16 protein-coding genes are annotated in these 20,245 nt (G+C 67.5%); 8 read left to right on the top strand and 8 right to left on the bottom strand.

The annotated features are described in order from the left end of the window. Positions 1 to 61 precede the first annotated feature (61 nt). From ACFFJK_RS09355 to ACFFJK_RS09345, 3 genes are all read right to left on the bottom strand, one after another. Positions 62 to 1,927: a sensor histidine kinase gene (locus ACFFJK_RS09355; RefSeq protein ID WP_379678838.1), complete on the bottom strand. Its 1,866-nt coding sequence runs from the start codon at positions 1,925 to 1,927 to the stop codon at positions 62 to 64. Positions 1,928 to 2,076: 149 nt separating this feature from the next. Then, on the bottom strand, positions 2,077 to 2,844 hold the full coding sequence (locus ACFFJK_RS09350; RefSeq protein ID WP_379678837.1) for an anti-sigma factor family protein: 768 nt from the start codon (positions 2,842 to 2,844) through the stop codon (positions 2,077 to 2,079). Next, positions 2,841 to 3,323 carry a sigma-70 family RNA polymerase sigma factor gene (locus tag ACFFJK_RS09345; RefSeq protein ID WP_379678836.1) on the bottom strand — a complete coding sequence of 161 codons (483 nt, stop codon included), beginning with the start codon at positions 3,321 to 3,323 and terminating at the stop codon, positions 2,841 to 2,843. Before ACFFJK_RS09345 ends, ACFFJK_RS09350 begins: the two co-directional genes overlap by 4 nt. 96 nt (positions 3,324 to 3,419) lie before the next feature. Between ACFFJK_RS09345 and ACFFJK_RS09340 the strand changes: the two genes are divergently transcribed. Both ACFFJK_RS09340 and ACFFJK_RS09335 read left to right on the top strand, forming a co-directional pair. Then, positions 3,420 to 4,751 carry a S8 family serine peptidase gene (locus tag ACFFJK_RS09340; protein WP_379678835.1) on the top strand — a complete coding sequence of 444 codons (1,332 nt, stop codon included), beginning with the start codon at positions 3,420 to 3,422 and terminating at the stop codon, positions 4,749 to 4,751. Between the two features lie 97 nt (positions 4,752 to 4,848). Continuing rightward, on the top strand, positions 4,849 to 5,736 hold the full coding sequence (locus ACFFJK_RS09335; RefSeq protein WP_379678834.1) for a hypothetical protein: 888 nt from the start codon (positions 4,849 to 4,851) through the stop codon (positions 5,734 to 5,736). Between the two features lie 5 nt (positions 5,737 to 5,741). Here ACFFJK_RS09335 and ACFFJK_RS09330 read toward each other — a convergent pair whose 3' ends face one another. From ACFFJK_RS09330 to ACFFJK_RS09320, 3 genes are all read right to left on the bottom strand, one after another. Then, positions 5,742 to 6,581 (bottom strand): SDR family oxidoreductase, encoded by an 840-nt coding sequence (locus ACFFJK_RS09330; protein WP_379678833.1) that lies wholly within the window; start codon positions 6,579 to 6,581, stop codon positions 5,742 to 5,744. Positions 6,582 to 6,596: 15 nt separating this feature from the next. Then, entirely contained in the window at positions 6,597 to 7,739 is a 1,143-nt protein-coding gene (locus ACFFJK_RS09325) for a mechanosensitive ion channel family protein (protein WP_379679003.1), read from the bottom strand. A 484-nt stretch (positions 7,740 to 8,223) separates the two neighbouring features. Further along, positions 8,224 to 8,403 carry a DUF3606 domain-containing protein gene (locus ACFFJK_RS09320; RefSeq protein WP_379678832.1) on the bottom strand — a complete coding sequence of 60 codons (180 nt, stop codon included), beginning with the start codon at positions 8,401 to 8,403 and terminating at the stop codon, positions 8,224 to 8,226. A gap of 283 nt (positions 8,404 to 8,686) precedes the next feature. Here ACFFJK_RS09320 and ACFFJK_RS09315 point away from each other — a divergent pair, with 283 nt between their 5' ends. From ACFFJK_RS09315 to ACFFJK_RS09300, 4 genes are all read left to right on the top strand, one after another. After that, entirely contained in the window at positions 8,687 to 11,824 is a 3,138-nt protein-coding gene (locus ACFFJK_RS09315; protein ID WP_379678831.1) for an amidohydrolase family protein, read from the top strand. A gap of 106 nt (positions 11,825 to 11,930) precedes the next feature. Then, on the top strand, positions 11,931 to 12,248 hold the full coding sequence (locus tag ACFFJK_RS09310) for a thioredoxin family protein (RefSeq protein WP_379678830.1): 318 nt from the start codon (positions 11,931 to 11,933) through the stop codon (positions 12,246 to 12,248). Continuing rightward, entirely contained in the window at positions 12,245 to 13,558 is a 1,314-nt protein-coding gene (locus tag ACFFJK_RS09305; protein WP_379678829.1) for an MFS transporter, read from the top strand. The genes ACFFJK_RS09310 and ACFFJK_RS09305 overlap by 4 nt, the downstream gene beginning before the upstream one ends. Before the next feature lie 72 nt (positions 13,559 to 13,630). Beyond that, a complete protein-coding gene (locus tag ACFFJK_RS09300; RefSeq protein WP_379678828.1) occupies positions 13,631 to 14,920 on the top strand; it encodes an aspartyl/asparaginyl beta-hydroxylase domain-containing protein in 1,290 nt (429 codons plus the stop codon). Between the two features lie 17 nt (positions 14,921 to 14,937). On the opposite strand, the gene ACFFJK_RS09295 is transcribed toward ACFFJK_RS09300, so the two are convergent. Then, complete coding sequence (locus ACFFJK_RS09295; RefSeq protein ID WP_379678827.1) at positions 14,938 to 15,750, bottom strand: DUF481 domain-containing protein; 813 nt, start codon at positions 15,748 to 15,750, stop codon at positions 14,938 to 14,940. 177 nt (positions 15,751 to 15,927) lie between these two features. After that, entirely contained in the window at positions 15,928 to 17,220 is a 1,293-nt protein-coding gene (locus tag ACFFJK_RS09290; protein ID WP_379678826.1) for an NCS2 family permease, read from the bottom strand. 163 nt (positions 17,221 to 17,383) lie between these two features. On the opposite strand from ACFFJK_RS09290, the gene ACFFJK_RS09285 reads away from it, so the two are divergent. Both ACFFJK_RS09285 and ACFFJK_RS09280 read left to right on the top strand, forming a co-directional pair. Further along, positions 17,384 to 18,589, top strand: coding sequence for a hypothetical protein (locus tag ACFFJK_RS09285; RefSeq protein WP_379678825.1), 1,206 nt, complete (start codon positions 17,384 to 17,386; stop codon positions 18,587 to 18,589). A gap of 397 nt (positions 18,590 to 18,986) precedes the next feature. Beyond that, entirely contained in the window at positions 18,987 to 20,174 is a 1,188-nt protein-coding gene (locus tag ACFFJK_RS09280; RefSeq protein WP_379678824.1) for a glycosyltransferase, read from the top strand. Positions 20,175 to 20,245 lie beyond the last annotated feature (71 nt).

Below are 20,245 nucleotides of genomic sequence, written 5' to 3'. Positions count from 1 at the left end.
GTCGGCGTCCGTTTGTGGACAGATAAGTGACACGTATGGGCGAACCCTGCGTTTTACAAACTCAGGCCGGGTCGAGGCTGCTGCGCGGTGCGACCGCGGGTGCCGCGTCCGCGCCTGTCGCCGGTTCGAAGGCGCCGTCCGGCCGCAGCGGCAGGTAGACCGTGAAGGTGCAGCCCTTCCCATGCCCCTCGCTGTGGACCGAAACCTTGCCCCCGTGCAGCGCCGTGAGTTCCTTGACGAGGGCCAGGCCCAGCCCCAGGCCGCCCTGGGCACGGTCGATGCTCGTCGGACCCTGCACCAGCACGTCGAAAATCAGCGGCAACAGTTCGCGGGCGATGCCGATCCCGGTGTCGACGACCTCCACCACGACCCAGCCCTCGGCCTGGCGGCAATGCACGGCGATCCTGCCGCCAGCCGGTGTGTACTTGATGGCATTGTGTAGCAGGTTGTCGACAATCTGCTCGATGCGCGTGCGGTCGCCGTCGATCCAGGCCGGCTCGAGCGCGACTTCCCAGGCGTGACTGCCGGCGTCGACCAGGCGCTTGGCCTCGACGCAGGCATGCAGCAGTTCGCCCAGGTTCAGCGGTGCGCATTGCAGCACGATCTTGCCCGACAGGATACGCTGGACATCGAGCAGGTCGTCCACGATGCGGGTGAGGTGGCGCATCTGGCGCCGGCTGACGTCGCGTGCATTGGCCGCCAGTTCGGGCTTGAGGTTCGGCATGTCCAGGACGCTCATGGCGCCGGAGATGGCGGCCAGCGGATTGCGCAGTTCGTGGCCGAGCATGGCCAGGAAGCTGTCCTTGGCGCGGCTTTGCGCCTCCGCCTCGCGGCGAGCATGCTGCTCGCTCAGCAGCAATTGCTCGCGCTCGTGCTGCAGCGCCTGGCGTGCCTTGCTTTCGCGCACCAGGGCTCCGCTGGTGAAATGCAGGCCGTCCAGCAGGGCATCGACTTCGTCGACCCTGGTCGGGCGCGGTTTCGCGATGCTGCCGCGCGCGAGCGCGTTGGCTACGCTGCCCGCCTGCTGCAGCGCCGCCGACAGTTTGTTGCCGAGGAATACCGCGATGACGATTGCGAACCCCATCAGCACGATCAGCGCCACCGTGGCCAACATGGCGGCGGTACGGGCGGCGGCCTCGATTTCCGCGACCGGAACGCCGATCACGATCGTCCAGCCGCTCGCAGCCGAGCGCGTGTACACGCCATATACCTCGACACCTTCGTGGGTCGTATGGCGCAGCACGCCGCTGCCCGCATGCCTGGCCGTGGTGTGCATTTCCGGGTGCATCGGCTTGCCCGCCGCCTGCGCCCCGTGGCGGTTGCGCGCGACCGTGACGCCGTTGGCGTCGAAGATGCCCACCAGCCAGGTCGGCTCCAGCGCCCGGTTGGCGAAGACCCGCTCGAAGTAGCGGGTATCGAAGACTTGGCTGACGACATAACGCGGGCCATCCCCTGGCGGCGAGGGCACATCGACCGATACCACCGACCGCCTGGAGGTCGGGCCCTGGAAATAACCGGACACGCGGGTGCGGTTCGTGCGCAGGACCTCGGCCGCATAGGGACGCGTGGTGCCGGCCAGCTGGGTGCCGAAGGGCAGCAGGGTGTTGAAGATCGGCCGGGTACGGTCGTCGACCAGCGTCGTCCACGACAATGGTTCGCCTTCGTTGAGGCGGACCGCCAGCCGGTACACGCGCGCGTAATTTTCTTCGTCGAGGGCTTCGGACTTGGCAATGACGCGCAGCAGCGTTTCCGCGACGGCTATTTCACGGTCCACCAGCAGGGCCGTGGCGCGCGCGGTTTCCTGCACGCGCTGGATGCGCGTCTCGCGTTCCCAGTCGAGCAGCATGGACACGCCGATCCAGAAGACCAGGGCCACGGGGACCAGGATGGCGGCCGCCATCAGGAACAGGTAGGTGCGGGTTTTCATGCTGGCGGTGGGATGGCCGGGAATGTGCGACGGAATTGTAAATAGTCAACTGAGAAGCTTAACAGACTCAATACAATTCTGGCAGGAATCATTGCTTTGGAAACCAGGATTCCGGCGCCGCAATGGCGTAAGCCGGGCAATTTATCGATCTACCGGTCTGCTGTGCCGGCGGCGACCCAGCCGCGGTCGCGCGCGGCGCGCTCGGCGGCGGCATCGAGCGTGTTGCCGACAATGCGCGCGTCCACCGCGTCGAGCACGGCAGGAGGCAGTGCGGCGCCGGCCTGCCGGTACGCGGTCCCCTGGCTCTGCGCGCGGGCAAGTACGGGGATGCGCCACTGGCCGCCTTCGCGGCAGGCGAGCCCGGCCGAGGCACCCAGGACGAAACTGCGGCAATAACCGCCGCCGTTTGCCACGAAGCTCAGTCCCACCCGGATGTCGGCGTCGACGGCCCCGGTGCCTGCCAGCTGGCGGTCGAGGGCACGGTCGAGGCGGCCCTTGGCAAGCAACTCGCCGTTGGCGCCGCGTGCGACCGCGAGTTCGCCGCTACCGCCCAGCAGGCCGGCGCCCAGGACACCGGCGAGCACGCCGACGGCCAGCGAGGCGGCCAACGCGCCCCATTGCGGCCACGACCAGCGCCGCGGCGCCGGCTCGAGGCCGCGCGCGGCCCGCCGCTGGCTGTACTCGTCGAACTGGATCACCCGGGCCGGCGCCGCAGGCTGCAGGCGCTCGGGAACCGGCTCGGCGAGCACATCGGCAAACGCGCCGAACACGTCGCGGCGCAGGTTCTGGTGACGGGCGACGGCCGCCGCCACCTCGGGGTCGGACCGCATCGCCTCCTCGATCGCGGCGCGCTGGCCGGGATCGAGTTCGCCGTCGGCGTAGGCCATCAGGAGTTCGTCGTCAAACGTCTTGGTCATGCCTTTGTCCCGTCAGATAAGAGTTGTTGCAGTGCTTCCCGTGCCCGCGCCAGGCGGCTGGTCAATGTTCCGATCGGGATCTCCAGTGCCTCGGACGCCTCCTTGTATGCCATTCCGTCGATCAACACCAGGCCGACCACCAGCCGGTGTTCCTCGCTCAGCATGGCGACCGCCTTCTGGATCGCGAGACGCTGCTGGTGCGCATGCGCCGAGTCGTCGCCGACATGCTCGCCGGCTTCTTCTGGAACGAACAGGTCGGCGCGGCGCGCACGGCTGCGCACTTCGTCGATCCACGCATTCTTCATGATGCGAAACATCCAGCTGTCCAGCCGGGTACCCGGCGTCCACTGTTCGCTCCGTCCAAGCGCGCGCTCCATCGCCACCTGCACCAGGTCGTCGGCGTCCTCCCTGTGGAAGGTGATCGCGCGCGCGAATCGTCGCATGCGCGGCAGCAGGGAAGCAATATCGGTCGCTAGCATTGGTGGCCTGTAAAAGGAAAACGCCTGGCGCAGGGAATTTCTTCCATGCGCCCGTCGTTTATCGATGTATTGACTGTAATCATATATGATCCACGCATGAAATTTGCCCGTTTGCCATATCGTCACCTTGCCCTCGCTGTCTTGCTCGCTGCGGCAGCGGTTCCGGCGAATGCCCAGCTGGGGCTGCCGTCCTTGGCCATGCCGCAGCGGGTCGGGCCGCTGGAAACCGATCTGCTGCGCCGTCCGGTGGAGCAGCTCTTGGATCGGTCCCCGCTGCCGGAGCTCGGAAGGCTGCGCCTGGAGCAGGCCGCGGCCCTGCTGGCGCGGCATCCGCAGGTGCTGGAAGCCGACCCGCGCGGCAATCTGGCCGTGCGCGGCCAGATCCTGGCATGGTCGCCGGGCCCGGCCGGGCTGCGGGCCGCGGCAGAAGCCGGTCTGACCGTTGTCCGCGAGGAGGCGTATCCGGAGCTGGCGCAGCGGCTGGTCGTGTTCGGCGTGCCGGCAGGCCTGGCGTCGGCACGGCTGCTCGACGCGCTGCGGGCGGCCGACCCCGAAGGGGCCTATGACTTCAACCACGTCTTCGGCGCCGGCGCGAGCGACGGCTCCCGGCCGGCCGCCGCCGATGCCGGAGCGCCCGGCCGGCGCCGGCCCGGCGGCGCCCCGGCGCCCGGAGTGCGGGTGGGGCTCATCGACAGTGGCGTCGAGCGCGACCACGTGGTGTTCGCCGGCGCCCGGCTGCAGTCATGGGGATGCGGCGGCAAGGCGCATCCGGCCGCGCACGGCACCGCGGTGGCCGCGCTGATGGTCGGCAGTTCGGCGCACTTCGAGGGTGCCGCACCCGGCGCCAGCCTGTACGCAGCCGATGTGTATTGCGACAGCCCCGCCGGCGGCGCGGTCGACCGGATCGCCGACGCGCTGGCGTGGCTGGCGCGCCAGGAGGTCGGGGTGATCAACATCAGCCTGGTCGGCCCGGCCAACGCCGCGCTGGCACGGGCAGTGGCGGCAATGCAGGCGCGCGGGCACCTGCTGGTCGCCGCCGTGGGCAACGACGGACCCGCGGCGCCGCCCTTGTACCCGGCCAGCTATCCCGGGGTGGTCGGCGTCAGCGGCGTGGATCGCCGCAGCCGGCCGCTGCCCGAGGCCGCGCGCGGCCCGCAGGTGATGTTCGCCGCGCCGGGCAGCCAGATGGTCAGCGCCGTGCCCGGCACGCCGCCGTACCGCCAGGTGCGCGGCACCTCCTACGCGGCGCCGATCGTCTCCGCGCTGCTGGCGCGCCACCTGCCGGCGCCCGGAACCGACGCCGCCCGCCGGGCCGTGGCCGCGCTGGCGCGCGAGGCCATGCGCGCCGAAGCTGACACGGTCAGTAATGAAACGGGCTTGGGGATCGTGGGCGCGTGGGTGCGCACCGACCCCTCGCGCCTGCGCTGAACATTTTTTTTTGACCTCATGGAATAAATTTCCATCGTGCTTCGTTTTCCTTGTATCGGCAACGGAACGGTCCGCGCCACCAACAAGGAGAATGACCATGCAAACCAAGAAACTCGTTCAACACCTCGCCTTCGTGCTGTCCTTCGGCGTCGCCGTGTCCGCCCACGCGCAACTGCTCGGTGGAGGGGGCGGGCTGGGCGGCTCGGTCGGCGGCATGATCGGCGCCGGCGGCAATCTTGGCCGGATGGGTGCGATCGATGCGATGGGCAGTGTGCGCCATACCGGCCGCCTCGACGCCGCTGCCGCCCGGCGTGGCGAGGAGGCCGCGGGCGGCGTCGCGGGACAGGTGCGCGGCGCCGTGGACGGCAGCCTCGGCGTTACCTCCGCCCGGGGCCAGGCGCTGGGGGACCTTGCGGTCTCGAAGGCGGCGCAGGCCAGGGCAGATGCGGGCAGGGGTGGCGATGCGGTAATGGGCGCCGGCGGATCCACTGGCGGCGCGGCGGACCAGGGCGCCACGCAAGCTGCTGGCCAGGCCGGCGGTTCGGGTTGGATCGGTCTGGACGGGACGGCAGGTTCGGCGGGCGCAGCAGCCGGGGCACTGCGCGGGGCCGCAAGCGGCACGGCGGAGGCGGCATCCAACCGGGCAGCGCACACACGCCGGGCAGCAGGAGAAACCGCAGCCTCTTCGGACGCGTCGCTGCGCGCGGGCAGCCAGGCGGCCGCCGAGCGCGGCGGGGCTGCACTCGCCGGCGCAGGCCCGGCGCTGTCCAGAGCAGCAGGGAAGGCCGCAACTGCAGGAAAAGCGCTTTCCGTCGCGGGGAGCGGTGCGGCTTCGGCATCCGGCAACGGTGCACAGGGCGGCGGCGCGCAGAGTAGCGGCGCGCCGGCGCCATCCGGCCAGGCCGGCGCCTCGGGCAATGCCTCGGCATCGGCTGCGCTGTCGGTCGGTGCCGGCCTGTCCCCCCGCGGCAATGCGGGGGACTGAGTGCTTTACAGGATCGGCGTCCCGCCGGTGACGGCGATACGCGCTCCGGAAATATAGCTGGCCTGGCTTGATGCCAGCAGCACATACACCGGCGCGACCTCGGCGGGCTGGCCCGGCCGTTTCATCGGCACCTGCTGGCCGAAGCCTTCTACCTGGTCGGGCGGCATGGTGGCGGGGATCAGGGGCGTCCAGATCGGACCTGGGGCCACCGAATTGGCGCGGATACCTTTCTCTGCCAACAGTTGGGACAGTCCCGCAGTGAAGTTGGCGATGGCCCCCTTGGTGGTCGCATAGGCCAGCAAGGTCGGTTTCGGATTGTCCGAGTTGATCGAGGTGGTGTTGATGATCGACGAGCCCGGCTTCATGTGCGGGACCGCAGCCTTGCAGATGTGGAACATCGCAGTGATGTTGACCTTGAAGGTGTACTCCCATTCCTCGTCGGGAATCTCCTCCAGCGAGTCGTGGGTCATCTGGAAGGCGGCGTTGTTCACCAGTACATCGATGCGTCCGAACTCCTCCACCGCCTTGGCGACGATGGCGCGGCAATGTGAGGCGTCGGCCAGGTCGCCCGGCATCAGGATGGCCTTGCGTCCCGCTTCCTCCACCAGGCGCGCCGTTTCCTGCGCATCCTCGTGTTCGTTGAGGTAGGCGATCAGCACGTCCGCGCCTTCGCGCGCAAAGGCCAGGGCGACCGCGCGCCCGATGCCGCTGTCGCCGCCGGTGATCACGGTTGCCTTGTCCTTCAGCTTGCCGGAGCCGACGTAGCTGGCTTCGCCGTGGTCGGCCTTCGGTTGCAGGGCCGATTCCAGCCCTGGTGGTTCCTGCTGCTGCTTCGGTTGGTTCATCGTGCATTCTCCCCGTCAGTGGTTGAGGTAGCGCGGGCGCTGGGCCGGCGCGTCTTCGTTGGCGGCACCCTTGGCGTCGCCGCGGACATCGGCCTGGACGCCGGGCGCCGCCTGCAGCAGCACATGCTGCGGCCGCGGCGCGGTCGAGATGCCCAGGTCCGCGAACATGCGCATGGCGTCGAGGTTGATCGCCTGCTGGGTGTCCATGTAGAGGTCGTAGCTTGCGTCGAGCATGGTGTAGACAATCTCGTACTCGATCCAGTTCTGGTCGACGGTCTTCAGGTGCGCCCGGTCAAAGCGCGCCTTCTCCTGGCGGCCAATGATGTCGCGCAGCATTTCCGGCACGCGTGCGGCCAGCTCCGGCGGCGTATTCGGGCAGGCACGCAGGCTGAACACGATGCGGCGCGTCGACATGCGTTTGAAGTTGAATACGGTGTTACGCAACAACTCGGCATTGGCAATGACGATCTGCTCGCCGCCCAGCGCGCGCAGGCGGGTCGTCTTCAGGCCGACATGCTCGACCGTGCCGGAAAAATTATTGACCGACACGAAGTCGCCCACTTCGAAAGGCTTGTCGACCGCGATCGACATCGAGGCGAACAGGTCGCCGAGGATATTTTGCACCGCCAGCGCAATGGCCACGCCGCCGATACCGAGGCTGGCGACGAAGGTGGTGACGTTGATGCCGAGGTTGGACAGCATCGCCAGCACGAACACCACCCACACGGCGGTCTGCAACAGCCAGATGACCACCGTATGGGCGACGGTTACCTGCTGGTTGCCGGCAGCCCGTCCGTGCGTCAGGAAATAATGGCGCGAGCCGATCTTCACGGCGCGGTGCAGGAACATGGCGATCTGCATGCCCAGCGTAAAGAACCAGAGGTGGCCGAGGCGGGTGTTCCAAGGTTCCGGCAGGTCCAGCACGGACAGGCCGATCAGGACGGCGGTCGCGAAGATCCAGAAGGCGCCTGTGCTGACCAGGGTCTTGTGCAGGACCTGCACCATGGGGCCGTGCATCCGTTCCTCGCTCAGCTGGCCGAGGCGCTTGCGGAAGAGGATCAGCGCGCCGTGCATCAGGGCGTAGCTGCCCACCGCGGCCGCCAGCCCGAACAGGGCATTGGTCGGGGTGAGATCGAGGGAATGGTAGAAATCAATCATACTGTTCAAACCGGACTCCTTGTTGGGACGGCCAACGCCGGCCGCGTCCCGGACGGACGGGAAGGGCAGGCCGCTCGACACGGCCGGCCCACGACACCGGGGTCGGCCCGCCCCGGCAGCGGTGCCGTTCCGGAGCCCACTTCCCGCGCAGGACGCCGACCAGCATCGGCGCAGGCTCCGGCACGTGTCGCGTGGATGGGGCAGCATTCCATGAATGGACGAAGTGAATCGGTACCCCCGAAACATATTGAACGATGGCGATGCGCATCGGATTGGAGCGGTTCAGTCCAATACATAAAATGTAACTAATCAACAGGTGGCTCAAACCAAACCGGATGATTCAAGCGCCACTGACTACGGAAACCACCACGACTCGCAAGCCAGGCTTGCAAGAAGAGGAGCAGGTTGCCCCCGACGGATTTCCTGACCCAGGTCAACCGATATGGAAATCCAGGGTGGGGGCATGCCGCCCCCGTCCCGCCGATCAGTGACGTTTCAGGTGCTCGCGCACTGCCTGGGCGCTCGGCCCGACCTGCTTGACGGCCTCTTCCAGCTGTTCCTTGCTGACACCCAGCGCCTCGGTCCAGTGGCGTACTTCCCACTCTTCGTTCACATTGATGCGGGCACGATCCTGCGCGCCACGGTCTTGCAGATTGTCCGCCATATTGGCCTCCTGATAAGGTGTTTGGCCTGACTATGCCACCGGGCCCAGGCGTGGTCCGTTAGGCATTTCACCTTTGAACCGTATTTGATCCGCACTGCTTGGCTGCAAAAGTTCCCGTACGGATTGGCTCTACCTTGATCGCGCTCAGCCTTCATGCGCTTTGCTGCCGATCCGTTTCCAGCCGGACTCAGCAGTAAGTTTGGTGTAAGGAGCTCAGCCGAGGATCGATTGGTCATCCGCGCACCGTTTTGGTGCATTTTGGTAACCAATCCTGGAGGCAAACATGAAGACCCGCAGCGCGTTCAACTTCCCGCTCACCCGCCGGCTTGCCGGGCCACCCGGCAGTGCGCGAGCACCCGTGCGCGCCATCCTCGCCATCGCCGTCGGTGCGGCCCTGCTGTCGGGTTGTCAGTGGCCGGGCGGCCCGAAGGTCGACCAGCTCAACGAACTGCGCGGCCCCACGCGCGACCTGAGCGTCGAGCTGCGGGAGGGCACCAACATGGCCGCCGCGCCTTCGCCGGACGGCAAGCGCATCGTGTTTTCCGCCCAGGGCGCCCTGTGGGTCATGCCCGCCACCGGCGGCAAGGCGGTGCGCATCACCGACTACCGCCTGGAGCCGACCCACCCGGTCTGGTCGCCCGACGGCAAGCGGATCGCCTTCCAGAATTACGCGCCGGAAGGGAATTTCCACATCTGGACCATTTCCCCGGACGGCCGCAATCCCCGGGAGCACACGACCGGCCACTTCGACGACCGCGAACCGGCCTGGCTGCCCGACGGCAGCGGCCTGGTGTTTTCGTCGGACCGCAGCGACGATGGACAGTACAAGATCTGGCGGGTGTCGATCGGCGGCGGCGCGCCGGTGCAGGTAACCACGGGCCCCGGCGCCGAAAGCAACCCGGTGGTGTCGCCCGACGGCACCCGCCTGGCCTACGTGGACGGCGCCAACGTGGTCACCGCGCCCCTCGCCGGCGGGGCGCCCACGGTCGTGGCGCCGGGTACGGCCCCGGCCTGGACGCCGGACGGGGCCAGCCTCGTGTGCCAGAACGCGGCGCGCCAGTTGGTCGTCGGCGCGACCCAGGTCACCACGGACGAGGACATCTTCCCATTCCCGGTGCGCTTCCTCCCGGATGGCCGCTTCCTGTACACCGCCGACGGCAAGATCCGCACCCGCGCCGCCGACGGCACGGCGCCCGCCGACATCGGTTTCAGCGCCGAACTCAAGCTGCGGCGCCCCGTATTCAAGAAGCCGAAGGACCGCCAGTTCGACAACCGCGCGTCACGCCAGGCGCTGGGCATCAGCGCCCCGGTCCTGTCGCCGGATGGCCGCAGCATCGCCTTCGGCGCGCTCAACGACATCTGGATGATGCGCATCGGCGAAGAGCCGGTGCGCCTGACCAACGACCCGGACCGCGACCTCAACCCGCAGTGGACGGCCGACGGCAGTGCGGTGTATTTTTCCTCCGAACGCAACAATGCGGGCCAGCTGGCGGTCGACCAGGTCGAGGTGGCGAGCCGTACCCGCACCCGGCTCGCTGCCATTCCCGGCCGCTCGATCGCCACGCCCAAGCTCTCGCCGGACGGCACGCGCATTGCCTATACCACGCTCTCGGGCCAGCTCGAGATCTGGACCCGCGCCACCGGCACATCCGAAGTGATCCTGCCTTCGCTCAGCACCCAGGTCAGCACGCCGCAATGGACGCCGGACGGTCGGCGCATCCTGCTGGTCGACAACGAGCGCATCAACAACCGCTTCCGCGAGGGCTACAACAAGCTGCGGGTGATCGACCTGGCCACGCGCCAGGCGCGCTTCCACGACGTGGCGCCGGAGCCGCGCCAGATTTCGGAACGCGACGAAGGCGCAGCCGCGCTGTCGCCGGACGGCACCAAGGTCGCCTTCATCATGGATTCGCGCCTGCACGTGATCCCGGTGGGACCGGATGCCGCGCCCACGGGTCCGGCACGGCAGGTCACCGACGACATCGCGGACCTGCCGTCCTGGGCCGGAGATTCGCAGACCATCCTGTACAAATCGGCCGAGCGGGTACGTACCGTGCGCGCCGACGGCCGCGCCACGCGCAATGTGCCGGTGCGGCTCCAGTGGCGCCAGGCCATTCCGGAAGGGCGCACGCTGATCCACGCCGGCGCACTGTGGGACGGCGTGGGCGAGAACCTGCGCCACGACGTCGACATCGTGGTCGAGGGCAACCGCATCGTCTCGGTCCAACCACACAGCGCCCATGCGGAGGGCGTGCGCGTGGTGGACGCCAGCGGCCTGACCGTGATGCCGGGCCTGATCGAGACCCACGTCCATCCGCTGACGCTCTACCAGGGCGGCCAGTTCGGCCAGATCGCCCAGCTGATGCTCTCGTACGGGATCACCACGGCGCAGTCGGTCGGTGGGCCGCTGCACCAGAGCGTCGAACTGCGCGAAGCGCTCGAAGCCGGCAACCTGCTCGGGCCGCGCCTGTTCGTCTCGCCGCCGCTGTGGGAAGGCAACCGCCAGTTCTACAGCTTCGCGCGCACCCTGCGCACACCCCGCATCGCCGAGCTCGAGATCGCCAAGGCCAAGCGTCTCGACGCCGACTTCCTGAAGAGCTATGTGCGGGCGCCGATCCCGATCATGGAACGCATTGCGCAGGGCGCGCTCGACCTGGGCGTGCCGAGCGGGACCCACATGGTTCAGCCGGGCGCTGCCACCGGCCTGGGCGGCACCACCCACCTGTCGGCGACCCAGCGCATGGGCTACGGCTGGTCCAAGTCCTTCGCGCGCGCGATCACCTACCAGGACGCGGCGGCCGTGTACGGCCAGGGCGAATTCTTCCTGATCGACACCCTGTTCTCGGCCAGCGCGCTGGCAGGCCTCGACCGCGGGATCGTCACCGACCCGCGCTTCGTCCTGGTGCCGCCGAACTTCGTGACCGGCCTGCAGAATGCGCAGCCGCCGACGGCAGCCCAGATCAGCACCATCGTCAACGACGCCACCCAGCAGGCCAAGGTGCGCGCGGCGGGCGCACTGGTGGCCAACGGTACCGATTCGCCGCTGGTGGTGCCGGGCATCTCGCTGCACCTGAACATGCGCGGGGCGGCCCTGGTGCAGGGCAACCTGACGGCGCTGTACTCGGTCACGCGCGACGCCGCCCGGGTTGCGCTGGTAGGCGACGACCTCGGCACGGTGGAGAAGGGCAAGCTGGCCGACCTCATCGTCGTGCGCGGCAATCCCCTGGCCGACCTGCGCGCCGCCGCCGACGTGCGGCTGGTGATCAAGAACGGCCGGGTGATCACGCAGGACGAGATCCTGGCGCCGGCGCGCACGCCGGAGCAGCTGAAGGCGCGCGAGCTGGCGCTCGAGGCGCAGGAGCGCTTTTGCCACGAGCAGCCTGTGCAGTGCGGGGAGGCGGGTGGCGGCCATGCCCACTGAGGCTGGCCGCTGAAGCATCGTCGGCGTGGTGAAGGGCGGCAGTGCTGGCTCCGCGATAGGGTTTTGAGGTACGCTTGCCATATCGGCACTATTGAGGAGCATCCGCATGACATACCAGACCGCCCAACCCGAACGCAGCGCCGTGGACGCGCTGCCCGGCGTCGTCGCACTCGATTTCGGCGCCAACTGGTGCGGCTACTGCCGCGCCGCCGAACCGGTCATCGGGGAAGCGCTGTCGAACGCAGGCGCCGTGCAGCACATCAAGGTCGAAGACGGCCCGGGCCGCCCGCTGGGCCGCTCCTTCCGCATCAAGCTCTGGCCTACCGTGGTCGTCCTGAAGGACGGGCAGGAAGTGGCGCGCGTGGTGCGCCCGGAGTCGGCCGACGAAGTGCTCGTGGCGCTGGCCCAGGCCGGTGCCGCATGAGCGCGGCTGCCTCCGTATCCGCCCCGGCCGGCCAGCCGGCGAACAAGCCGCGCACGGTCCTGTTCGCCAGCCTGATCGGCACCACCATCGAGTTCTACGACTTCTATATTTATGCCACAGCCGCGGTGCTGGTGTTCCCGCGGCTGTTCTTCCCGGCCGCCGACCCGGCGGCGGCGACCCTGCAGTCGCTCGCCACCTTCGCGATCGCCTTTTTCGCGCGCCCGGTCGGCTCGGCCGTGTTCGGCCACTTCGGCGACCGCATCGGCCGCAAGGCGACGCTGGTCGCGGCGCTGCTCACCATGGGCATCTCCACCGTCCTCATCGGCCTGCTGCCGACCTACGAGGCGATCGGCACCGCCGCGCCGCTGCTGCTGGCCCTGTGCCGTTTCGGCCAGGGGCTCGGACTGGGCGGGGAATGGGGCGGGGCCGTGCTGCTGGCGACCGAGAACGCGCCACCCGGCAAGCGGGCCTGGTACGGCATGTTCCCGCAGCTGGGCGCGCCGATCGGTTTCTTCCTGTCGGGCGGCACCTTCCTGCTGCTGGGCCACTTCATGGCTGACGAGGATTTCTTCAGCTGGGGCTGGCGTATTCCCTTCCTCGCCAGTGCGCTGCTGGTGGTGGTCGGCCTGTATGTGCGCCTGAAGATCACCGAAACGCCGGACTTCCAGAAGGTGCTCGACCGTAACGAGCGGGTCAAGGTGCCGGTGGTGGCGGTGCTGCGCGAGCACCGGCGCGCGCTCGTACTCGGCACGCTCATCGCGCTGGCAACCTTCGTGGTGTTCTACCTGATGACGGTATTCGCCCTCAGCTGGGGCACGGCGCAATTGGGCTTCTCGCGCCAGGAATTCCTGCTGCTGCAGCTGGTCTCCGTCGTGTTCTTCGGCCTGACCATCCCGCCGTCGGCGCTGCTGGCCGACCGCCACGGGCGGCGCATGGCGATGATCCTGGTGAGTGGTGCCATTGCCGTGTTCGGCTTGCTGTTCGGCCCGCTCTTCGGCGCCGGTACGCTGCTGGCGGTCGGGACCTTCATGGTGGCGGGGATGTGCCTGGTCGGCTTCACCTACGGCCCGCTCGGCACGCTGCTGGCCGAGCTGTTCCCGCCCGAGGTACGCTACACGGGCGCCTCGCTCACCTTCAACCTGGCCGGCATCCTGGGCGCCTCGCTGGCGCCCTACGCGGCGACCTGGCTGGCCACCAATTACGGGCTGCCCTGGGTCGGTTACTACCTGACTGCCGCAGCCTTGCTCAGCCTGCTCGCCTTGCTGATGGCCGGCAGTGCTCGGACGGACGCGGCGGAGAAGGTGGCTTGATGTAAATACTGCTTGCCAATATGCATATGTCTCGTCCAGAATGTATTGACAGTCAGGACATGCGGGAGACTCGTGCAGCAAGCGGACATCGACAAGATCGCGGCACTGGAGCGCGAGGCGCTCCAGGCCGAAGGAAGGGGCGCCGCACAGCGCGCCGCCCGCCTGTGGGAAGCCATCCTGGCCCGGGCGCCGGCGCATCCGCGTGCATTGCGCTCGCTCTCCCACCTGGCTTTCCAGGCGGGGAACCTGGCGCATGCGCGGGCGCTGCTCGACCGGCTCGTCGCCGCTGACGGCAAGGAGGTCCAGCAGTGGCTGAACCTGGCCGTGGTCTGCCTGGCGATGCAGGACGAGGCCGGCGAGGAAGCCGCGATCCGCGGCGCGCTGGTCGTCGATCCGTACGACCTGGTCGCCCTGGTACTGCGCAGCCGGCTCTACATCCGCCAGGGCAGGCGCCATGCGGCGGCCGGCGCCTGCGCCGCGGTGGCGGCGGTCGCCCCGCCGCTGCACACCCTCGCGCCCGACCTGCAGCCTGCGGTGCGCGAAGCACTGGCCTGGCACGAGGCCTACAACCGCGAGTTCGGCGGCTTCCTCGACGACTTCCTCGCACCGCACCTGCGGGACCAACAGGGCGAGAACCTGCGGCGTTTCCGCGACTCGCTCGATGTGATGCTGGGCCGAAAGCGGCGCTACGATCCGCAGCCGCAACTGTTCCACTACCAGGGTCTGGCAGCGGCCTCCTTCTTCGAGCGCGCCGATTTTCCCTGGCTCGACGCGTTCGAGGCGGCGACAAGCGAGATCCGCGAGGAGTTCCTGGCCGTGCTGGCGCAAGAGGAAGGCTTCACCCCCTACGTCAATTACGGCGACGACCAGCCGCTGGCCCAGTGGGCGGGCCTGAACCGCTCGCTCGACTGGAGCGCCTTCCGCCTGATCGACAATGGCGAGGCGGTGGCCGGCAACGCGGCGCGCTGCCCGCGCACCATGGCACTGCTGGAGAGTGCGCCGCAGCCGGTCCAGCCGGGCCGCACGCCGAGCGCAATGTTCTCGGTGCTGAAGCCGAACACGCGGATTCCGCCGCACACGGGCGTGAGCAACGTGCGCCTGGTCGCGCACCTCCCGCTGATCGTGCCACCGGGTTGCGGCTTGCGGGTCGGGAACGACCGCGTCGCATGGGAGGAAGGAAAGGCCCTGGTGTTCGACGACACCATCGAGCACGAGGCCTGGAACGACAGCGACAAGCTGCGCGTGGTCCTGATCTTCGACATCTGGCACCCGCAGCTGTCCGAAGCCGAACGTGCATTGATCACGGCGATGAGCGCCGGGATCAATGCATTCACCCGGGAATCAGGCGGATTCGCGCTCTGACGGCGCAGCTGCGCAGGTCAGAACGAATAGACCATCGTCAGCGAGGTCTGGGTATCGGTATTCTTCTTGCCCGCAGGGACGCTGGTGTCGTTGCGGGCACTGAAGCCGGCCTTCATCTGCATGGTCGAATTGATCTTGGTGCTGAGCGAGGTCTCCGCCACCGAATGCGTGTTCGAGGTGCCTTTCTCGACGCTGACCGTCTGCGCGAAGAAGGCCGACGGGCTGACGCGCCAGCGGAACTGGGCCGCCCCGCGCACGGTCACGCCGTTCTCGTCCTCGCCGGTTGCGCGTTCGCCGGCGAAATAGCCGGGACCGATCTCGACGTCGAGCGTCCTGTCGTTGGCATCGAGCCAGCGCGAGCCGTGACCGATCGCGATCGACGAATAGCGGGTGTAGGCGCCGAAGCGGTCGTTGACGTGCGAACCGAGGATGAAGGCGCGCTTGCCTTCGCCGAGCAGCTTGAGCGAAGCCTTGGCCGAGGCGGCGAAACGCTCTGCTGACTTGCTGCGCTGCAGCTCTCCTTCGTCGTCCTTGTACTTGTCTTCCTTGAAGAAGGCGCTGACGACGAACTCGTGGCTCCAGTTCGCGGTTTCGTGGCGGGCGTCGATCTTGCCCGTGACCGAGGTACCGGTGGTATTGCCGGAGGTCGCGATCGCGCCCAGTTCGGCCGATGTGAACCAGCCGCCTTCGGGGATCTCGGGGAGCGCGACCGTCAGGGGAGCATGGACATTGCCCACCGCGGGAAGGTCGTCGGGCGCGGCCTGTGTCACGCCGCACGCGGCGCCGAGGACCAGCATCAGCGCCTTTGCCAGGATGTGAGGTGATTTCATGGACATTCGGTTAGCAGCAGGCTGCCGGCAGAAGGTGCCGGCAACGTTTCTCGCAAGATCGGCGACATTGTAGCGCAAAGAAATCAGAAAACGATGCTTTAGGACACAATTGCCGCGATTAATCGCAAACGTGCGTTCCCAGGGGCGGCCAGTCCCCGGGGGGCCACCCGGTCATGCTCAGGTGCCGATATAAACGATCTTGAACGTGAATAGCGCCGCAATCACCCACACCACCGGTGCAACTTCGCGGGCGCGCCCGGTGAGCAGCTTGAGCACGGCGTAGGTGATGAAGCCGAAGGCGATGCCTTCCGCGATCGAGAACGTGAAGGGCATCACCAGCGCCGTCACGGCAGCGGGAATGCTCTCGGTCGAGTCGCCCCACTCGACGTCGCCGAGGTCGGCCAGCATCAGGCAGGCCACGAACAGCAGGGCCGGTGCGGTGGCGTAGGCCGGCACCACGCCGGCCAGCGGCGCGATGAACAGGCAGGCCAGGAACAGCACCGCGACGGTCAGCGCGGTCAGGCCGGTGCGCCCGCCGGCCTGTACGCCGGATGCACTCTCGAGGTAGGCGGTCGTGCTGGAGGTGCCGAGCACCGCGCCGGCCACGATGGCGCCGCTGTCGGCCAGCAAGGCCTTGTTCAGTCGGTCCATCTTGCCTTCGACCAGCAGTCCGGCGCGGCGCGCCACGCCCATCAGGGTACCGGTAGCGTCGAACAGCTCGACCAGGAAGAACACCAGGACCACGTTCAGGATGCCGGCCGAGAGGGCGCCGGGGATGTCGAGCTTGAACAGGGTCGGGTCGATCGACGGCGGCGCGGAGAAGATGCCCTGGTAGGTATTCCCGCCGAAGAAGAAGGAGAGCACGGTGACGAGGACGATACCGATCAGGATCGCGCCGCGCACCTTGAGCCTGTCCAGCGCGACGATGGTGAAGAAGCCGATGATCGCCATGATCGCCGCCGGCTGGTGCAGGTCGCCCGCTTTCACCAGCGTGGCCTCGTTCGACACGACGATGCCGGCGTTCTTCAGGGCGATCAGGGCCAGGAACATGCCCAGGCCGACCGTGATGGCGACCCGCATCGACTTGGGTATGCCGTTGACGATCATCCCGCGCAGGCCGAGCAGGGTGACGAGGATGAACAGGCAGCCCGAAATGAACACGGCGCCCAGCGCAGCCGGCCAGGCGACGCCCATGCCCAGCACGACGGCATAGGCGAAGTAGGCGTTCAGGCCCATGCCCGGCGCCATGGCGATCGGGTAGTTCGCGTACAGGCCCATCACGGCGGTGCCCAGCGCAGCCACGATGCAGGTGGCGACGAACACGGACTCCTTGGGCATGCCGGCGTCGCCGAGGATGGAGGGATTGACGAAGATGATGTACACCATCGTCAGGAAAGTGGTCAGGCCGGCGAGCAGTTCGGTGCGGACATCGGTGCCGCTTTGCCGGAGTTTGAAGAGTTTTTCGAGCATCTCGGGTGCGCTCCGTAGTTGTTTTGCCCGAAGCATAACATCTCCCGCCGGGCAGGCGTATGGGAATGACCGGTACGCAACCCGCGGCGAATCGGACATGGTAATCCCATGCCGGTGCTAACATTAGCAACATCAATATCAACATCGACATCAACGAATATCCATGCCAAAGAACAAGCGCCCGCTGCCTCGTACTTCCAACAACCCGCGCGAGCCCGATACTGCCACCCAGGCCCAGGAGTTGGCCGACCTGGCCCTTGAGGTCGTCGAGCGCGAAGAGGCGCCCGGCTTCGGCTCCGGCGCCGAGCGCGGGGAGGAACTGCTGCTGGCCGTGCGCAGGCTGCTGCGCAAGAAGCGCGACGAACCGCTGTACGAAGCGATCGAGCTGGCCCGCTACACCGACCCGGAAGCCTGCCGGCTGCTGCGCAGCCGTATCGAGGAGGAAGCGGCCACCCTGCGCCTGCGCCGCGACGACACCGAATACGAAATCGACGCTTTCCTGATCCCGCTGTTCGCGCGCAGCATCGGCGGGCTGGTGGCCGAGGAAACCTTCCAGGACGACGCCGCCTTCGAGGAGCTCGCCGCGAGCTTTCACCCTGCAGGTCTGGAGAGCACGGATGCCAAGGTGGTGCTGATCCAGCATGCCTACGACCTGGCCGAGATCGACCACGTGGCGTATTCGACCCTGCACGAGATGCTGCGCGAAGCCGCGGCTTCGCTGCTGGAGAAGAAGCTGCAGCCGGCGCCGACGATCGAAGCCAGTATCCGCGGCTGGACCGGGGAGCGCTTCGCTCCCGACGAGTCCGCGATGGAGCTGCGTTTCCTGCTGGGCTTCTCGCTCAAGCGCGCCGACGATCCGTTCTACGCCATCCCCCCCGAAGAAAGCGCGTCCGACGCGTGGTACGCCGCGCGCGAGGAGCGCTACCGTGCCTGGACCGTGCGGCATGCGCCCTTGCTGCGCCGTTGCCTGGCCGCGGATCCCGACCGCATCCAGCTCGACTTCCTTTACCAGGATCTGTTCTACGGCGCCAAGGAGCAGGGCGTGGGCGAACTGGCGACCTTGGGCACGCTGTCGGAGGTGGCGCGCACGCTGTCGGCCAAGGACCTCGAAGCGGACCAGGTGCACGCCGCGGTCGCGCCGCTCGACGCGGGCGAGCACATCGTGCTGAGGATTAACCTGTATGCCCTGGACGGCGGCACGCCCTGGGGCAGCGTCGACACGCCGGTGGACCTGGCCGCCGACCTGAGTGCCGAGGTCGACAACCTGTGCGATGCGCTGCTGGCCCTCGGGCTCGAAGGGGTGTCGGTTGCAACCGGGTTCAGCGCCGACGGCCATGCGGAAGGCGCCGAGCCCTACCGTCCGGACTGATTTTCTCTTCCCGCCGCCGTTCCGTGTTCGGTTTGCACGGCGGCGCAGCGGCTTCTCCCGAATGAAAACGAGGCTGGAAACGCTCCCAGCCTCCGTTTTCAGGTAGCAGCGCGGGGCACTTTTCGTAGTGGATTTTCCTTTATCGCTGTAGGACGCTACTTACGTGAACGGACTCTTCAGCCGTCTCTCTCCTATGACGGAGCCCGGTACAACCCCGGTGCAATATTTTCCTCATTGCAATATTGCAATGCATAAATGAAAACATTAAAAAATTTACATGTTACGATAGCGGGGTCCGGTCTGGTTCCCGCATCGTCGGACACTGGCAACAGAGAGAGAAAGAACCAGCTGGCCTATTGCCAACAACTATAGCGCCACAAGGCGAAAGGAAATGAATATGCCGACCTTGATCGTGTTTTGCCACCTGCGCTGGGATTTCGTCTTCCAGCGCCCACAGCACCTGATGACCCGCCTGGCGGAACACTACCAAATCCTTTTTGTCGAGGAACCGGTGTATAGCGAAGGAGAGGCATACCTGAAGAAGACGGCCGTGGCGCCGAATATCACGGTTTGCCGGCCGCACACCGCGATCGACGCGCCGGGCTTCCATGACGACCAGCTCCCGACGCTGCAGGCCCTGCTGGCCGGTCTCGTACCGGAAGGCGAACAGCCGATCGTGTGGTTCTACACCCCGATGGCCCTCCCGTTGCTGCAGGGCCTGAATCCGTCCAAGATCGTCTACGACTGCATGGACGAGCTGGCAATGTTCAAGAACTCCCCGAAACAGCTGCTGCAGCGCGAAACCGCACTGCTGAACATGGCCGATGTCGTCTTCACCGGCGGCCCGAGCCTGTACCAGTCCAAGCGTGACCGCCACGCCAACGCTCACTGCTTCTCGAGCAGTGTCGACGCCAAGCATTTCCGCCAGGCCCAGGACCGCGAGATCTCGCATCCGGACCAGGCCCACATCCCGGGTCCGCGCCTGGGCTTCTACGGCGTGATCGACGAGCGCTTCGACGTGGACCTGGTGTCCGCCATGGCCGACGCGCATCCGGAATGGCAGATCGTGCTGGTCGGCCCGGTCGTGAAGATCGACCCCGCAACGCTGCCGAAGCAGCCGAACGTGCACTACATGGGCCAGCGCACCTATGACCAGCTGCCGAAATTCCTGGCTGGCTGGGATGTCTGCCTGCTGCCGTTCGCCATGAACGACTCGACCAAGTTCATCAGCCCGACCAAGGTGCTCGAGTACATGGCGGCGGAGCTGCCTGCGGTGTCGACCCCGATCACCGACGTCAAGGTGCCGTACGGCGACGTGGTGGCGATCGCCGAGACCCCGGAACAGTTCATCGCCGCCTGCGAACGCCAACTGGCCCTGACCGAAGTCGAACGCCAGGCTATGGCCAAGCGCATGCGCGAAGTGGTGGCCAACACCTCGTGGGACCTGACCGCCTCGCGTATGCACGAGCTGATCACCACCGCCGTGCCGAGCGAGAATTCGCGCCGCCTGGTCGCCGCGCAGGATCCCGTCAAGGACGTCGTGCCGGCCAAGGCCAAGCAGGTTCCGGTCGCGAAGACCGCCTGAGTCCAGGCCTGCCCTGGGACTCTGCCCGGCGCTGCGCCGGGTGCTGCGGGCAGGGCCGGGTACGGCCTCCC

Origin of the sequence: Massilia consociata, from assembly GCF_042432755.1 — a bacterium.
GTDB lineage: Bacteria > Pseudomonadota > Gammaproteobacteria > Burkholderiales > Burkholderiaceae_D > Telluria > Telluria consociata.
Note: the sequence above shows the minus strand (reverse complement) of the source record. Positions and strands in the feature narration are given on the sequence as shown.

Coding starts and splice junctions, on each gene's coding strand:
- ACFFJK_RS09355 (WP_379678838.1), bottom strand. CDS start 1,927: ATGAAAACCCGCACCTACCTGTTCCTGATGGCGGCCGCCATCCTGGTC.
- ACFFJK_RS09350 (WP_379678837.1), bottom strand. CDS start 2,844: ATGACCAAGACGTTTGACGACGAACTCCTGATGGCCTACGCCGACGGC.
- ACFFJK_RS09345 (WP_379678836.1), bottom strand. CDS start 3,323: ATGCTAGCGACCGATATTGCTTCCCTGCTGCCGCGCATGCGACGATTC.
- ACFFJK_RS09340 (WP_379678835.1), top strand. CDS start 3,420: ATGAAATTTGCCCGTTTGCCATATCGTCACCTTGCCCTCGCTGTCTTG.
- ACFFJK_RS09335 (WP_379678834.1), top strand. CDS start 4,849: ATGCAAACCAAGAAACTCGTTCAACACCTCGCCTTCGTGCTGTCCTTC.
- ACFFJK_RS09330 (WP_379678833.1), bottom strand. CDS start 6,581: ATGAACCAACCGAAGCAGCAGCAGGAACCACCAGGGCTGGAATCGGCC.
- ACFFJK_RS09325 (WP_379679003.1), bottom strand. CDS start 7,739: ATGATTGATTTCTACCATTCCCTCGATCTCACCCCGACCAATGCCCTG.
- ACFFJK_RS09320 (WP_379678832.1), bottom strand. CDS start 8,403: ATGGCGGACAATCTGCAAGACCGTGGCGCGCAGGATCGTGCCCGCATC.
- ACFFJK_RS09315 (WP_379678831.1), top strand. CDS start 8,687: ATGAAGACCCGCAGCGCGTTCAACTTCCCGCTCACCCGCCGGCTTGCC.
- ACFFJK_RS09310 (WP_379678830.1), top strand. CDS start 11,931: ATGACATACCAGACCGCCCAACCCGAACGCAGCGCCGTGGACGCGCTG.
- ACFFJK_RS09305 (WP_379678829.1), top strand. CDS start 12,245: ATGAGCGCGGCTGCCTCCGTATCCGCCCCGGCCGGCCAGCCGGCGAAC.
- ACFFJK_RS09295 (WP_379678827.1), bottom strand. CDS start 15,750: ATGAAATCACCTCACATCCTGGCAAAGGCGCTGATGCTGGTCCTCGGC.
- ACFFJK_RS09290 (WP_379678826.1), bottom strand. CDS start 17,220: ATGCTCGAAAAACTCTTCAAACTCCGGCAAAGCGGCACCGATGTCCGC.
- ACFFJK_RS09285 (WP_379678825.1), top strand. CDS start 17,384: ATGCCAAAGAACAAGCGCCCGCTGCCTCGTACTTCCAACAACCCGCGC.
- ACFFJK_RS09280 (WP_379678824.1), top strand. CDS start 18,987: ATGCCGACCTTGATCGTGTTTTGCCACCTGCGCTGGGATTTCGTCTTC.